This window comes from Pedobacter sp. Bi126 (assembly GCF_918698245.1).
Taxonomy (GTDB): domain Bacteria; phylum Bacteroidota; class Bacteroidia; order Sphingobacteriales; family Sphingobacteriaceae; genus Pedobacter.
Window position 1 is genome coordinate 307932 of the sequence record NZ_CAKKMS010000003.1, and the last position, 14843, is coordinate 322774.

At 36.7% G+C, this 14843-nt stretch carries 13 protein-coding genes; 6 read left to right on the forward strand and 7 right to left on the reverse strand.

Annotation, left to right across the window (positions count from 1 at the left end; genetic code table 11):
* The first annotated feature begins 5 nt into the window (after nucleotides 1–5).
* Nucleotides 6–1172 (forward strand): glycosyltransferase, encoded by a 1167-nt coding sequence (locus LQ201_RS11445; RefSeq protein WP_230142463.1) that lies wholly within the window; start codon nucleotides 6–8, stop codon nucleotides 1170–1172.
* A gap of 13 nt (nucleotides 1173–1185) precedes the next feature.
* The gene (locus tag LQ201_RS11450) at nucleotides 1186–1980 is read left to right on the forward strand and encodes a DUF5672 family protein (RefSeq protein WP_230142467.1); all 795 of its coding nucleotides are present in this window, start codon (nucleotides 1186–1188) and stop codon (nucleotides 1978–1980) included.
* A gap of 12 nt (nucleotides 1981–1992) precedes the next feature.
* Here LQ201_RS11450 and LQ201_RS11455 read toward each other — a convergent pair whose 3' ends face one another.
* Nucleotides 1993–2937, reverse strand: coding sequence for a glycosyltransferase family 2 protein (locus LQ201_RS11455; protein WP_230142468.1), 945 nt, complete (start codon nucleotides 2935–2937; stop codon nucleotides 1993–1995).
* Between the two features lie 83 nt (nucleotides 2938–3020).
* Between LQ201_RS11455 and LQ201_RS11460 the strand changes: the two genes are divergently transcribed.
* Entirely contained in the window at nucleotides 3021–3875 is an 855-nt protein-coding gene (locus LQ201_RS11460; RefSeq protein ID WP_230142470.1) for an alpha-1,2-fucosyltransferase, read from the forward strand.
* Nucleotides 3872–4879 (forward strand): glycosyltransferase, encoded by a 1008-nt coding sequence (locus tag LQ201_RS11465; protein WP_230142471.1) that lies wholly within the window; start codon nucleotides 3872–3874, stop codon nucleotides 4877–4879. The genes LQ201_RS11460 and LQ201_RS11465 overlap by 4 nt, the downstream gene beginning before the upstream one ends.
* Here the strand turns inward: LQ201_RS11465 and LQ201_RS11470 are convergent.
* Complete coding sequence (locus LQ201_RS11470; protein ID WP_230142473.1) at nucleotides 4876–5967, reverse strand: acyltransferase; 1092 nt, start codon at nucleotides 5965–5967, stop codon at nucleotides 4876–4878. The two genes, LQ201_RS11465 and LQ201_RS11470, sit on opposite strands and share 4 nt — an antisense overlap.
* 238 nt (nucleotides 5968–6205) lie before the next feature.
* On the opposite strand from LQ201_RS11470, the gene LQ201_RS11475 reads away from it, so the two are divergent.
* Nucleotides 6206–6952 carry a DUF268 domain-containing protein gene (locus tag LQ201_RS11475; protein WP_230142474.1) on the forward strand — a complete coding sequence of 249 codons (747 nt, stop codon included), beginning with the start codon at nucleotides 6206–6208 and terminating at the stop codon, nucleotides 6950–6952.
* 468 nt (nucleotides 6953–7420) lie between these two features.
* On the opposite strand, the gene infB is transcribed toward LQ201_RS11475, so the two are convergent.
* The 4 genes from infB to LQ201_RS11495 form a co-directional block, all read right to left on the reverse strand.
* The gene (gene infB, locus LQ201_RS11480; protein WP_230142476.1) at nucleotides 7421–10525 is read right to left on the reverse strand and encodes a translation initiation factor IF-2; all 3105 of its coding nucleotides are present in this window, start codon (nucleotides 10523–10525) and stop codon (nucleotides 7421–7423) included.
* Between the two features lie 62 nt (nucleotides 10526–10587).
* Nucleotides 10588–11832, reverse strand: coding sequence for a transcription termination factor NusA (nusA, locus tag LQ201_RS11485; RefSeq protein WP_029274497.1), 1245 nt, complete (start codon nucleotides 11830–11832; stop codon nucleotides 10588–10590).
* A gap of 2 nt (nucleotides 11833–11834) precedes the next feature.
* Complete coding sequence (rimP, locus tag LQ201_RS11490) at nucleotides 11835–12299, reverse strand: ribosome assembly cofactor RimP (protein WP_230142478.1); 465 nt, start codon at nucleotides 12297–12299, stop codon at nucleotides 11835–11837.
* Between the two features lie 121 nt (nucleotides 12300–12420).
* Nucleotides 12421–12852 (reverse strand): hypothetical protein, encoded by a 432-nt coding sequence (locus tag LQ201_RS11495; protein ID WP_230142481.1) that lies wholly within the window; start codon nucleotides 12850–12852, stop codon nucleotides 12421–12423.
* An 18-nt stretch (nucleotides 12853–12870) separates the two neighbouring features.
* Between LQ201_RS11495 and LQ201_RS11500 the strand changes: the two genes are divergently transcribed.
* A complete protein-coding gene (locus LQ201_RS11500; protein ID WP_230142482.1) occupies nucleotides 12871–13215 on the forward strand; it encodes a phage holin family protein in 345 nt (114 codons plus the stop codon).
* A 64-nt stretch (nucleotides 13216–13279) separates the two neighbouring features.
* Here the strand turns inward: LQ201_RS11500 and LQ201_RS11505 are convergent, their stop codons facing one another.
* Nucleotides 13280–14419: an acyl-CoA dehydrogenase gene (locus LQ201_RS11505; RefSeq protein WP_230142483.1), complete on the reverse strand. Its 1140-nt coding sequence runs from the start codon at nucleotides 14417–14419 to the stop codon at nucleotides 13280–13282.
* Between the last annotated feature and the right edge of the window lie 424 nt (nucleotides 14420–14843).

Below are 14843 nucleotides of genomic sequence, written 5' to 3' on the forward strand. Positions count from 1 at the left end.
TCTAGATGAAGAAAGTACTATTTTTTATGCCTGATAATCCGCTAAAAAAAAATGCGGGCAACAGAACCAGGGCTTTAAGCATGTTAAGCTATTTTAAATCAAGGAATTTTGAAATTGATTTTGTAAGTGAGTATTTCACCGGGAAATGGAGCGAAACAGATATTAAAGCATTTGAGCAAGCGGGCCTGGCCAGTAGGACTTATGTAATTAAAAAAAAGCCATCTAAAAAGAACATACTCTATTATCTGCTTTTTTATAAACTGCCTAATTTTTTCTATCAAAATAAGGCTTGGTTCTTTCCGCTTCAATTCCCTGAATTAGTAACCTTAAGGTTTAAGAGGGCTTTCAAAAAAATTCTAAAAAACAACAATTATGATTACATCTTTATCAATTATGCCAGTTGGGCTACATTGGTAGAAGATAATCACCTTACAAAAAAATCGATAAAAGTAATTGATACACATGATTTTATAACCGCTCAACTTCAAAAAAAAGTTAATATTGGCCAATCTTTTAAAGAAGAAATCAGAAGGATTTCTTTGTTTGATATCGCTTTAGCCATTTCTGTCGAAGAACAGTATATTTTTAGTCAATTCTGTAAAAACAAGGTGGTATTAGCGCCAATGATGCTTGATAAACCTCAAAATCTTCATGATATTAATGAAAAGTCGTTTGATCTGGTCTATGTAGCCAGCGATAATGTACATAATCAAAAAGCCGCCAACTGGTTTTTTAAGGATGTGTATCCGTTATTACCAACCAACGTGCAGATATGCGTCATTGGACAGATAAACGAGCATCTTTCAATAAAGGCGCCGAATATTGTTTCCGTAAACTTTGCCGAAGATTTGTCAATCTATTACCAAAATGCTAAAGTAGCACTATGCCCTATGCTTACGGGCACTGGAACCAAGATAAAAGTAGTAGAAGCGCTATCTTATGGCTTACCGATCGTTTGTAATACCCGTGGGATCGATGGGCTGATCAACAAGACCGACAATGGCTGTTTGGTTAGTGATGATCCCGTTGAATTCGGAAATAATATCATGAAACTATTAACAGACGAATCAGAATATAAAAAACAGGCAAAAAATGCCTTTGCTGCTTTTAGCATCAATTATGAAAAAGAACGTTGTTACAAAAATCTTGATACCGTTTTTGAAATAGTTTAAATCTCATCACATTATGAAAAAGGTTGCCGTTATTGTACCTATTTATAAAGAAATAAGCTATTTAGAGGATATATCCTTGCAGCAGTGTTTCAAAGTTCTTTCTAAATCCCATCCAATTTTTTGTGTAAAACCCAGCTCTTTAAATCTAAATACCAGGTATCCATTTAATAACTTTATCAGTTTTGATGATGCGTATTTTAAAGATATCGCAGGTTACAACAAATTAATGCTGTCCGGAGAATTTTATGAAGCATTTTTAGACTATGAATACATCTTGATTTATCAATTAGATGCTTTTGTTTTCAAAGATGACCTAACGCTTTGGTCTGAAAAAAACATAGATTATGTTGGAGCTCCGTGGCTCAGACATAAATATCCTGACGCAATCAAAGCAATAAAAAATAGTGTTTTGGGCTACTTACACCGAAAATTCGACATTAAAGAGAAAAATACGCTTGCTCCAACCGACATCCAGCGGGAGTATAAAGTAGGAAATGGGGGGCTATCCTTGCGTAGAACACAGTTATTTTATGATTTAACCAAACGCTTTCAGAAAAAAATAAAAGAATATTCATCAAATCCTGCAGCCAACTTTAATGAAGATGTTTTTTGGAGCATAGAAGTAAATAGAAAGACAAAACATTTAAGGATACCATCCTATAAAGAGGCCGTATATTTTGCATTTGAAGTGCCTGTTGACAGAGCTTTCGAACTCACTAACAATACACTGCCATTTGGATGCCACGCATGGAACAAAAACCTGGAGGTATGGAGGCCTATATTTAAAGACTTTGGATACTCTATTTAAACTACAATCGCGTTAAGGTTTACTTTTTCTGCTATCGTTCATTGCTTTTAAGTAAGATGCCAGGAATTGAGATGTACCGGCGTTTTTAATCAAGTTAAAACATTCTTTTAAGCTAAGCTTTGATTCTTTAATTAATCCACTTACAATAACCTTATTATGCCTCGAGTTTGATTTTTCCAGCATCTTTTTCTGCCCTGAGTTAATAAATGAACAGTTTTTTATTAAGTTTTTAATTCTCTTCCTCACTATTACTTCGTACTCCGACATCTTTTTCCTGTTCTGACTCATACTGATTTTATGAATCCTAATTAACGCAAAAGCCTCCTCTACAGGCAAAAAAGAAAAGTAAAAATCTTTAAATGCGCACGAAATCCAAAAATCCCAGTCTTCCAAACTTTTCAAAGACATATCAAAAAAGCCTACTTTTTTCAATGAAGATGCCCTAATTAAAGCGGAATTAACTGGCATTATATTTTGCTTTACTAGCATTTCTAAAACTTCATATCCAGAAGCATCCAACTTAGGCATCCATTCATCCTGGTTTAAGTTTATACTTTTATAAAGCTTTTCTTTATCGCCGTCTACAAAATAACATGCCATAGTGTAAGAGATATCTATATGAGCATCTTTTTCCATATCCTCAACTTGCGAGCTTAATTTTAGATCGGACAAAAGGTCATCCGCGTCTAAAAACTGGATATATTCTCCACTTGCATTTTTTATCCCCAGATTTCTAGCAGCCGATAAGCCTGCATTTGATTGATAGAAATATTTTATTCTGGAATCTTTTGCTAAAAATTCAGCGACAACATCTTTTGTTTTATCTGTCGAACCGTCATCTACAACAATAAGTTCAAAATTTTGATATTTTTGTGCCAATACCGAATTTAAAGTCTCAGGTAAAAACGCCTGATAATTATATGCGGGTATAACAATAGTAACTAAAGGATTTTCCATCTATAACAAAGTTAATTTAAATCTGAGTATGTATTTCAGATCACCCAGATTTAAGTAGAAATTTATTGATTCAACTCAAAGTAATGATCATCATAAAAATAATAGGCGGATTGGGCAATCAGATGTTTCAATATTCATTCTACAGATCGCTACAAAGTAAGGGCTTCAATGTTTATGCAGATTTATCTGATTTTGAAGATTATCCTTTACATAATGGCTATGAACTGGAAAGAATTTTTAAATTAACCGTAAGAACACCAAGCAAATTTATTTTAAATCTATTTAAGCCCAATCAAACCAAATGGATATTTAGAAAACTGAAAAGGGTTTTAGATTTAAAAAAGACCTATAGGGTAGAGGAAAAGGAATTTAGGTTCGATCCCTCTTTTTTAAGCGATACTAATAAATATTATTTTGGTTATTGGCAAAACGAGGGGTATTTCTATGATATAGCAGATCAAATAAAACATGATTTCATTTTTCCTAAAATTGTAGATATAGAAAATGAAACAATCCTTCAAAAAATAACAAATACTCAAAGTGTATCGATCCATGTAAGAAGGGGTGACTATTTAAAAGACCCCTTATTAGGCAACATTTGTAACTTAGATTATTATGAGGAAGCTATATTGAGCATCAATTCAAAAATTAAAGATGCTCAATTTTTTGTCTTCTCTGATGACGTGGCCTGGTGCAGACAAAATCTTAAATTAGAGAATGTAAGCTACATTGATTTGAATAAGGGAAAAAACAGTTATATAGACATGCAATTGATGAGCAACTGTAAGCATAATATTATTGCAAATAGCAGCTTTAGTTGGTGGGGTGCATGGCTAAATAACAATACTAATAAAGTGGTTATTGCTCCAGGGAAATGGGTAAATAATCTTGCTAGTGATGATACTGATATTTGTCCAAAAAACTGGATCAAACTATGAAAAGCCCTAAAATAACAGCATTTATAGCTGCCTATAATGCTTCCGGCTATATAGAAGAATCTGTATCTAGTATTTTAAATCAAACCTTTAAAGATTTTGAACTTATTATTATCGACGATGGGTCAACTGATGATACGGCATTAGCAGTTAAAAAATTTAATGATAACAGAATCAGGTTTATACAAAATGAGGGGAATAAGGGATTGCCTTTTACCAGAAACAGATTGCTTGAACTGGCTAACGGCGAATACATTGCAATTTTAGATAGTGATGATATCGCTTATCCTAATAGGTTTCAGTTACAGTTAAACTTTTTTTCTTCACATCCAGAAGTTGCATTGTGTGGAGGGCATGGTACAATTATAAATGAAAATGGAATAGAAGCTGATAAAAAAATAATTGTGCCAACTGATGATTCGATAAACATGCATATGTTATTTGCCAATTCTTTCATAAATTCAAGCACCATGTTTAAAACGGAAATCTTTAAAACACTTAACGGCTATAGAGATTTTGCCTTAGCTGAAGATTTCGACCTTTTTACACGGATTTCAGAAAAATACAAAGTTGCAAATATTGATACCTTTTTAGTTAAGTATAGGATACATGGCGAAAATATAACGATCAAAAGATCGGAGGATCAAGGAAAAAACGAACTCGAAGTGCTTAAAAATATACAAGAAAACTTAGGCATGTCGTTTAACACGAGCAGCTTAAATCTACATAAAGAATTATTAACAAATAATTTAAATGAAGCTCATTTTGCTGGATATCTCGAACTACTGATTGCAATGAAAGTTGCAAATGCAAAATCAAAAAGATTTGATACAGCTAAATTGAATCGGTTTTTATTTAATAAATGGTACGAAATACTGCGGTTAAAAAAATCAAATGTTAAAGCATTAAATTGGTATTTTAAAAAGGAATTGTATAGTGCAGCGTATTTTAATTTTAAGCAATTTCGAAAAATATTTAAAATCACGCTTAGGGGATTGATCAGTTAATTCCCTACCATCCATTTCACTTTAGTTTTTCCTATAGCTCTTGCCAGGAAAAAGCTTAGCATATAAGTAACTAAAAATCTAATTAACAGTATTCCAGTATTCTGCCATATGCTAAGCTCAAGAAAATTTAACTTTAAGGGCTGAAAAATTAGGGGAAGCCCTCTGTCAATTATAATCACATGGATGAGATAGATACCGAAGGTAGTTTCCCTGGGGCGTAAATTTCGCTGGAGCCAATTTAAACTGCCAACTTTTAACAATAGCGCAAACATGACTAAAGAATAGATGATATTACTAAAACGTAAGGTATTATATGCATCTTTTATACCAATACTGTTAAGGTAAGTAGATTCCCCAACCGCTATCCAAAAGGTAGCAAGTGCTAAAAGCAAGATCATAAACCAGGATGTGCCTTTAATTATATTCATTATTTTATCATAATATTCGTTAAAATAAACGCCGAGCCATAAATAAAACACGAATCCAAAAATTGCTGTAGTATGGGTTGTAGCAATCCAGCCCTGATAAATATTTACACTATAAAACAGCGAAAAAAGCGCCAAAACCAAACCGAACCAAAGGTTATATAAATGCTTTTTAAATAGTAATAAAATGGTAATACAAATAAGAAAATTAAGGATAAACCAATATGGGCTGATGAGTACGATACGTGTAAAGGTTTCAACAAAGTATAGAAAAAAGTTACTTCCTATCAAACCCATCTCACTTCCTCTACTATGAGCGATATAACGGTCTAAAACACTTAGCATAATTAACATAAATATCCAGAACAACCATGGTTTAATGGTTTTTTTAAATCTATTTTTTAAATACTGAAAAGGGGTGTATTCATCAAACTTATGGTTAATTAAAAAACCACCAATTAGAAAAAAAGCTATTGTACTGAACTTAAAAGACTGTATAATAGAACTTTCGACAATATTTTCGAACTGCCTGCTGTAGTGATTTGGCGGAACAACTCCGCAATGCTCAAGAACAATCCCAATCATAGATATACACCTGATTGAATCGACAAAAGAAAAATTCTTTGTTTTAGGTGTTGTAACCTTTATTGGCTCAGTATCCATTGAATATCATTTTTAAAACAGTCTGCGAATATCTACAAAAAATGATCTTATATAAAAAATCGAGCAAGTTTTAACACACATGTATAAAGAATATTACCCATATCGGGTATATGTATTAGAGCTCAGTAAGAATTATTTTTACGCCGTTACAAGTTTAAATCATTTAATATTAGGTATGGCCGGAAGATTTCATTAAATAATTGCGTTATCTTAGTCGGGCGAATAATTAGGATTTAGTATGATTAAAAAAATAAGAAAAGCATTTTCTAAAGACAATTCCCATAATATAAAATTCAAAGCCGAATTTAAACAATTGCTTGACTTAGAGAAACGTTCAAAAAAACGTTTTTCTTTGGGTGAAGAAAATCTTTATCCATGTTTATTTGATAATACAGCAGATACAGGCTTTGATAGGCATTACGTTTATCATCCTGCTTGGGCAATCAGAATAATCATAAACAATAAGCCTTCTAAACATATAGACATCTCATCGACGCTGCATTTCTGTTCTATGCTGTCGGCAATTTTACCTGTTGAGTTTTATGATTATCGACCAGCAAAACTAGAATTACCAAATTTGAAATCCTTATCTGGCGACCTAATGAATTTGCCATTTGAATCTGGCTCCATCGAATCGTTATCATGCATGCATACAGTAGAGCATGTTGGCTTAGGCCGTTATGGAGACCCTCTGGATTACGACGCGGATATTAAAGCAGTAAAAGAATTGACGCGGGTATTAGCAATTGGTGGCAATTTGTTATTCGTTGTTCCTCTAGGGGCAAAAGATGTAATCTGTTTTAATGCACACCGCATTTATTCAAAGGATCAGGTTTTAAATTTGTTTTCAGATCTGGAACTTAAAGAAGTTACCTTAATACCTGAAGATGAAGCAGACGGCGGGCTAGTGCTTAATCCATCAGACGAATTACTTAAAAAACAGTTTTATGGCTGTGGCTGCTTTTGGTTTAGTAAAACTAAATAGCCTCCCATTATACGAAAAAGAGCCTCAATTTATTATTGAGGCTCTTTTTCGTATGTAAATATTACAGTTTATGAAGCTGAGACATACCAAAATAATTTCTCTCCGCAAAAAAGCATCAATATTTTTAATGCCGGTAAGTTGGTTTATCTTCTCATCAACAAGCTATAACCTGATAGCCTCTGTTTTTTTACTTGGTAGGGTTAAACTGAACATCATTATACCTAATCTCATAAGCAGTTCCTTTGTTTAAGTGTTGTTCTACAATAAAATTTACTTCGTTGCCATCGGCTGTAAGCCAAAATGCAGATGATCGGCATAAGCTGTCGCAATCTGAGTAGCAACTTAAAATTATTTGATATTTTTAAGATACAAGCTCAAAATTATCGGATTTTTAAGATAAAGAATCTATTAGCACAAAAAAAAGTGGCCCTTTTGAGGCCACTCTAATTTTTATAATATACTGTAGAATTACAGCTTTCTAGCTACTTCTACTTGTTCGTAAGCTTCTACGATATCGCCAACTTCGATGTTGTTAAAGTTCTGAATGTTTAAACCACATTCGTAACCTTTATTAACCTCTTTCACATCATCCTTAAAGCGTTTTAATGAGGCCAGTTCACCGGTGTACACTACAACACCATCTCTAACGATACGGATCTTGCTGTTACGGGTAATCTTACCATCCAATACCATACAACCTGCAATGGTACCCACTTTAGTAATTTTGAAAGTCTCACGAATCTCAACGTTAGCCACAATTTTCTCTTCGAATTCCGGATCCAACATACCTTCCATCGCTGATTTAATCTCGTTGATTGCATCGTAGATGATAGAATATAAACGGATATCGATCTGCTCAGCTTCTGCAAGTTTACGTGCACCTGTTGATGGACGAACCTGGAAACCAATAATGATCGCATCAGAAGCCGAAGCTAACAATACATCAGATTCTGAAATCTGACCAACACCTTTACTGATGATATTAATCTGAATTTGCTCAGTCGATAATTTCAACAATGAATCGGCTAATGCCTCAATTGAACCATCCACATCACCTTTAACAATGATGTTAAGCTCTTTAAAGTTACCGATAGCCAAACGACGACCGATCTCATCCAATGTAATGTGTTTCTGTGTACGTAATCCCTGCTCGCGTTGTAACTGCATACGTTTGTTTGCAATATCACGTGCTTCGGTTTCACTTTCTAAAGCATTAAATCTATCACCTGCTGTAGGTGCACCTTGCATACCCAAAACCTGTACCGGCTGTGATGGGCCTGCTGATTCTACCTTAGCACCACGCTCGTTGGTTAATGCTTTTACACGTCCGCTATAACTACCCGCTAAGATTGGATCTCCCACTCTTAACGTACCGGCCTGAACCAATACCGTAGTTACAATACCACGTCCTTTATCTAATGCCGACTCAATTACAGTACCTGTAGCCCTCTTATTCGGATTCGCTTTCAGCTCTAATAATTCTGCTTCTAATAATACTTTATCCAAAAGTAAATCAACATTTAAGCCGCTTTTGCTTGAGATTTCCTGTGATTGATATTTACCACCCCAATCTTCAACCAAGATATTCATTACTGATAATTGCTCGCGTACTTTATCTGCATTTGCACCTGGCTTATCTACTTTAGTGAAAGCAAATACCAATGGTACACCTGCAGCCTGTGCGTGGTTAATCGCCTCTTTTGTTTGAGGCATTACCGCATCATCAGCCGCGATAACAATAATGGCAATATCGGCAGCCTTAGCACCACGTGCACGCATCGCTGTAAAGGCTTCGTGACCTGGAGTATCTAAGAAGGTTACTTTTTTACCGGTTGGTGTAGTTACCATGTAAGCACCAATGTGCTGGGTAATACCACCTGCCTCACCAGCTACCACGTTTGCTTTACGGATATAATCCAGCAATGAGGTTTTACCGTGATCGACGTGACCCATAATCGTAACAACCGGAGCTCTCTCGATTAAATCTGCCTCGTTATCTTCTTCCTCAATTACATTTTCTTCATCTTCATCTGGTTTAACGAATTGAATTTCGTAACCAAACTCATCTGCAACGATGGTTAAGGTTTCAGCATCTAAACGTTGGTTAATGGAAACGAACATCCCTAGACTCATACAAGTACCAATAATTTTGGTAACCGGTACATCCATCATGCTCGCTAACTCATTAGCCGTAACAAATTCTGTTACTTTTAATATTTTCGATTGAGATTCAAGCTCATTTGCAGCCTCTTCTGCATTCGATGCTACATCATCACGTTTCTGACGACGTAATTTAGCACGTTGTGCAAATTTACCTGATTTACCGGCACCACTTAAACGGGCAAGTGTTGCTTTGATCTGATCTTGAATTTCCTTCTCAGTAGGTTCTTCTTTAGGTCCGCTTGGTGTAGCATTTCTATTTTGGAAACCTGGTCTGTTATTGTTGTTATTTCTATTTCCCTGGTATGGAGTTCCGCCTTGTCCTGCTGGTCTGTTACCTTGGTATGGAGTTCCACCACCTGGTCTGTTACCTTGATAAGGTGTACGAGGTTGCCCTGGTGTACCACTTTGGCCCTGGCCTTGACCTGCAGGATTATTTTGTCCTTGCTGGCCTTGACCACCGTGTTGACCAGGTTGGCCCGGTGCTCCTGGAGTTTTTTTGCGTTTACGCTTACGTTTAGCAGCTTCACTATCGCTAGATGATGCTACCGGACCGTTCCTTCTATCCGGAGTTGTTGGTAAAACAATTTTACCAATAATATTCGGACCGGTTAATTTAACGGTACGCGCTTTAATTACTTCAGGCTCGTTGCTTACCGGTTTTGCTTCAGCTGGTTTTTCTTCCACTTTAGGTTGTTCAACTGGTTTTACAGGCTCAGGTGCTTTAGCCACTGGTGGCGCTACAACTGGCGCTGGAGCAGCAGCCGTTTCTTCCTTTTTAACCTCAACCGGTTTCTCTTCCACTTTAGGTTGTTCAACTGGTTTTACAGGCTCAGGGGCTTTAACCACCGGCTGTTCTACAACAGGTGCTGGTGCAGCAGGTGTTTCTTCTTTCTTAGCCGGGCGTGTTTTCGAGTTAAGATCATTTAAATCGATCTTCCCTACAATTTTAACCCCTGGCAATCCAGTTTCTTCAACTTTATCTTCTGCCTTAGTTTCTTTTACCGGCTCTACTGCTGCCGCAGGGGCTGGTGTTGGCGCTGGCGTTTCTACCTTAGGGGTTTCTACAACCTTTGGTTTCTCTACCGGAGGTGTAAATGACTGAGCATTTTTAATTAAAATCTCTTCATTTTTCTCAAAATCGGTATTCTTCTTCGGCGCTTCTACTGGCTTTTCAGTCTCAGGCTCGTCACGACGTATTTTACCAATCACTATTTGTTTGGCTTCTTCTCTTACGATCTTATCTCCCTGATACTCTTTCAATAAGGCATTATACATGTCTCCCGTAAGTTTAAACATAGGGCTCTTCTCGGCAGAGAATCCCTTTTTGTTTAAAAACTCAACGGCCGTACCCATGCCTATATTAAGTTCTTTAATAGCTTTAATTAAAATGATTGGTTTGTCGTCTGACATTTAGCTCCTGTTATTGTTTTTTATTTAATACAAAAGTAGTGTTTATTTGGCAATTACACCACTTATTCAAATTCTGACTTCAAAATTTGAACCACTTCTTTAATGGTTTCCTCTTCAAGGTCGGTGCGTTTTACCAAATCTTCTACTGTAAGTGCTAATACACTCTTAGCAGTATCGCAACCGATAGCCTTTAATTCATCAATGATCCAGCTATCAATCTCATCTGAGAATTCTTCTAAATCAACATCCTCGTCGTTTTCTTCTCCGGCTTCGCGATACACATCAATTTCGTAGCCAGTTAATTTACCAGCAAGTTTAATATTGTGTCCGCCACGTCCAATTGCCAGTGAAACCTGATCTGGTTTTAAGTAAACCGATGCATGTTTGGTTTCATCATCCAATTTAATAGAGGTGATTTTTGCCGGGCTTAAAGCACGGGTAATGTATAATGAAATATTATTGGTGAAATTAATCACATCAATGTTTTCGTTTTTCAATTCGCGAACGATGCCGTGGATACGTGACCCTTTCATACCTACACACGCTCCAACCGGATCGATACGGTCATCATACGATTCAACTGCAACTTTAGCACGTTCTCCTGGTTCGCGAACAATTTTCTTAACGGTAATTAGACCGTCGAAAATTTCTGGAACTTCCTGTTCGAACAGGCGTTGCAAAAATTCTGGTGCTGTTCTCGAAATGATAATTTTCGGGTTAGCGTTGATCATTTCTACTTTAGAGATTACCGCTCTTACAGAATCGCCTTTTTTGAAATAATCTGCTGGAATCTGCTCTGTTTTAGGCATTAAAAGTTCGTTGCCTTCATCATCTAAAACCAAAGTTTCTTTCTTCCAAACCTGGTAAACTTCACCTGTTACGATTTCGCCTACTCTATCTTTATATTTTTTGAAAATTTCGTCTTTCTCTAATTCCAATACTTTAGACACCAAAGTTTGACGTGCAGCTAAAATTGCTCTGCGGCCAAAACTTTCTAAAGTAATCTGCTCGATATAATCATCGCCAACTTCTAAAGTGCTATCTAACTTAGAAACTTCAGCAAGCTCAATCTCTAAATCATCATCCTCAGAAAATCCATCTTCCATTACTTTTCTCGTTCTCCAGATCTCCAAATCACCGTTATCCGGATTCACGATAACATCACAGTTTTCGTCTGTTCCGTATTTTTTACGCAACATGCTACGAAAAACTTCTTCCAGCACACTGATCACCGTTGGGCGATCTATATTTTTGAAATCTTTAAACTCTTGAAAAGAGTCGATCAAATTAATTGTTGTAGTACTCATTTTTACTTAAATGAAATTAACACACTTGTTTCTAATATATCATTAAACGGAACATCTGTTTGAATTGTTACCGCCTTTTTCCCTTTTTCTTTAACCGATTCTTCAATCAGCAGATTATTTTCTGTAACCGCCAGCAGTTTCCCTTCTTTTTTTAATCCTTCTTTCAGCTTAATGCTTACTGTACGGCCAATATTTTTATTGTATTGACGGATTAACTTTAAAGGCTCACCAACACCCGGAGAAGAAACTTCTAAATTATAAGCCTGTTCTATTGCGTTTTCTTCTTCGAGATGAAAACCAACATGCCTGCTTATGGCCACACAATCCTGTATGCTAATACCTTCGTCGCCATCAACATGGATAATTAATTTATTGTTTGGCAACATTTTCACCTCAACCAGAAACAGCTCTGGCCGATCTGCTATTTTTTCCTCAACGAGGGCTGCAACTCTCTTTTCTACCTGCATATTTTAACCTGATTTCATAGAAAAAGGGGACATTGTCCCCTTCTCTTTTCTTCGATTACGATGCAAATGTAGTAATTTTTTAGAAAAAATCAAACACTTGCGCTAATTATTATGCTGATTATTACCGTTTAAGTGTTTGTTGCTGCGCTTTTAAATTCTGTTTACCCTTCCCCATAATCAGATCGCCCACGGTTGCAAATTTTATCCCGATGTAACTCTCAACCAGATATTCTTTACCCTTAAGAAAAGGCTGATCGGGATTAAATATCAGTGAATCTCCAAGTATCTTAACCTTGCCAGGCACTTCCAGTTCATCCTGGATACTGTCCAGATCACCCGGTTTTATTAAAACAGACACCAAATTAAGTGTATCTGCATTAGCCAGATAGGCATTTTTTACCTGTAAGAGGCTCGCCTCATCAATATTTTTAATTATTATTGATGAACTATCCCCAGAAAACTTAATTATTGGCCTGTTGTTTGTATTCGAACATGAAAATGTGAATAGGACAATAGCAATTATGGCCTGGTATTTAAAAAAGCATTTGAACATTTACAAAAATAAACAATTATGAGATTTATTATCGAAATCCTTTTGATGGGATTAGCCTTTTTTATCGGCGCAAGAATAGTACCTGGCGTACATGTTGATGGTTATGCAACATCCATTATTGCTGCAGTACTGGTTGCACTTGCAAACTCAACCATCGGGTTCATTTTAAGATTATTAACATTCCCTGTTAATTTTTTGACGCTTGGACTAGTATCATTTATCATTACCGTTTTAATGATTTTATTGGTTGATAATATGATGACCTCTTTTAACACTTCAGGTTTTATCGCTGCTGCATTTTTGGCTATAGTTGTAGCCTTAATTAAAGCAGTGTTTAGCGCTGTAGTTGGCGAAAAAGAATAAGTTGGGAGTTTTGAGTTGAGAGTTTGGACTTGTGACTCCAAGCTCCCAGCTCCAAGCTCAAAAACTAACGGATCACTTCTCTCGAAATCACCATTTTCTGGATCTCAGATGTACCTTCGTAAATCTGAGTAATTTTAGCATCTCGCATTAACCGTTCTACATGGTATTCTTTTACGAAACCGTAACCACCGTGCACTTGTACAGCTTCGATGGTTACATCCATCGCCACTTTTGAAGCAAAAAGCTTGGCCATAGAACCGGCCTGTGTGTAAGGTAAACCCTGATCTTTTAACCAGGCAGCTTTATAAACCAATAACCTGGCTGCTTCGATCTGGGTAGCCATATCGGCCAGTTTAAAAGCAATGGCCTGATGCTCGGAAATTGGTTTGCCGAATGATTTTCGCTCTTTAGCATACTGCGTGGCCAACTCGAAAGCACCCTGTGCAATACCTAAAGCCTGGGCCGCAATACCGATCCTCCCACCTTCCAAAGTTTTCATGGCAAACTTAAAACCGAAGCCATCTTCGCCAATCCTATTTTCTTTTGGCACCTTCACATCGTTAAACATTAAAGAATGTGTATCAGATCCGCGGATGCCGAGTTTATTTTCTTTTGGTCCAACGGTAAAACCTTCCATCCCTTTCTCTACAATAAAAGCATTGATACCTTTATGCCTTAACTCTGGGTGGGTTTGTGCAATAACCAGATAGGTTGATGCAGTACCGCCGTTGGTGATCCAGTTTTTTGTACCATTCAGTAGATAATAATCGCCTTTATCTTCAGCGGTCGTACGTTGCGAGGTAGCATCAGATCCGGCTTCGGGTTCTGATAAACAAAATGCGCCTATTTTTTCTCCAGCTGCAAGTGGCTTTAAATATTTTTCCTTTTGGGCTTCACTGCCATAGGCCTCTAATCCATAGCAAACCAAAGAGTTGTTTACCGAAACCACAACTGATGCAGAGGCATCGATTTTAGATAGCTCTTCCATTACCAAAACGTAAGAAATGGCATCGAGTCCGCTTCCGTTATATTTTTCGCTCACCATCATCCCCAAAAAACCAAGTTCTCCAAGTTTTTTTACCTGCTCGGCCGGAAATTTCTGATGTTCGTCTCGTTCGATTACACCCGGCTTTAATTCCTGCTGCGCGAAATCGCGGGCAGCCTGCCGGATCATTAATTGTTCTTCACTTAATTCAAAATGCATAACATTTATGTATAAAAGGTTAGTAAATCAAATGTAGCATTAATGATCGAAATTACTATGGTTGCATAGTAATTTATTTTTAAATTCATTTCATGTTGCGACGGCGTATTTAGATTCTGTTTCTATCGGGATCATAGCGAATCGCGGGATTAGAGCCCAAAGCACACCGGCTTCCACTTTTCCTAAAAAATGTTCATTTTAGGCTATTGTCTTGGAAATGAGGGGTTCTGAGCGTTTGGCAGCCATGGCCCCGCTTTACGCTTTACTTCGCTGCGCTCCGTGTTCGCTTTTAATCGGGTTTAGGAGCAACGTGTAGTGCCAGGAGAACAAAACCGCTAATCATAAACCCGACAGCAGCGGCGACTCCCGATTTAAGCACCGGTTTATGTGATATCTTGGTGTGCTTGCGTGTTTTACAGGTTTT

Excerpts from the sequence above, each read along its gene's own strand:
- LQ201_RS11465 (WP_230142471.1), top strand. The coding sequence starts at position 3,872 with ATGAAAAGCCCTAAAATAACAGCATTTATAGCTGCCTATAATGCTTCC.
- LQ201_RS11445 (WP_230142463.1), top strand. The coding sequence starts at position 6 with ATGAAGAAAGTACTATTTTTTATGCCTGATAATCCGCTAAAAAAAAAT.
- LQ201_RS11495 (WP_230142481.1), bottom strand. The coding sequence starts at position 12,852 with ATGTTCAAATGCTTTTTTAAATACCAGGCCATAATTGCTATTGTCCTA.
- LQ201_RS11460 (WP_230142470.1), top strand. The coding sequence starts at position 3,021 with ATGATCATCATAAAAATAATAGGCGGATTGGGCAATCAGATGTTTCAA.
- LQ201_RS11470 (WP_230142473.1), bottom strand. The coding sequence starts at position 5,967 with ATGGATACTGAGCCAATAAAGGTTACAACACCTAAAACAAAGAATTTT.
- infB (WP_230142476.1), bottom strand. The coding sequence starts at position 10,525 with ATGTCAGACGACAAACCAATCATTTTAATTAAAGCTATTAAAGAACTT.
- LQ201_RS11475 (WP_230142474.1), top strand. The coding sequence starts at position 6,206 with ATGATTAAAAAAATAAGAAAAGCATTTTCTAAAGACAATTCCCATAAT.
- nusA (WP_029274497.1), bottom strand. The coding sequence starts at position 11,832 with ATGAGTACTACAACAATTAATTTGATCGACTCTTTTCAAGAGTTTAAA.
- LQ201_RS11455 (WP_230142468.1), bottom strand. The coding sequence starts at position 2,937 with ATGGAAAATCCTTTAGTTACTATTGTTATACCCGCATATAATTATCAG.
- LQ201_RS11505 (WP_230142483.1), bottom strand. The coding sequence starts at position 14,419 with ATGCATTTTGAATTAAGTGAAGAACAATTAATGATCCGGCAGGCTGCC.
- LQ201_RS11450 (WP_230142467.1), top strand. The coding sequence starts at position 1,186 with ATGAAAAAGGTTGCCGTTATTGTACCTATTTATAAAGAAATAAGCTAT.
- LQ201_RS11500 (WP_230142482.1), top strand. The coding sequence starts at position 12,871 with ATGAGATTTATTATCGAAATCCTTTTGATGGGATTAGCCTTTTTTATC.
- rimP (WP_230142478.1), bottom strand. The coding sequence starts at position 12,299 with ATGCAGGTAGAAAAGAGAGTTGCAGCCCTCGTTGAGGAAAAAATAGCA.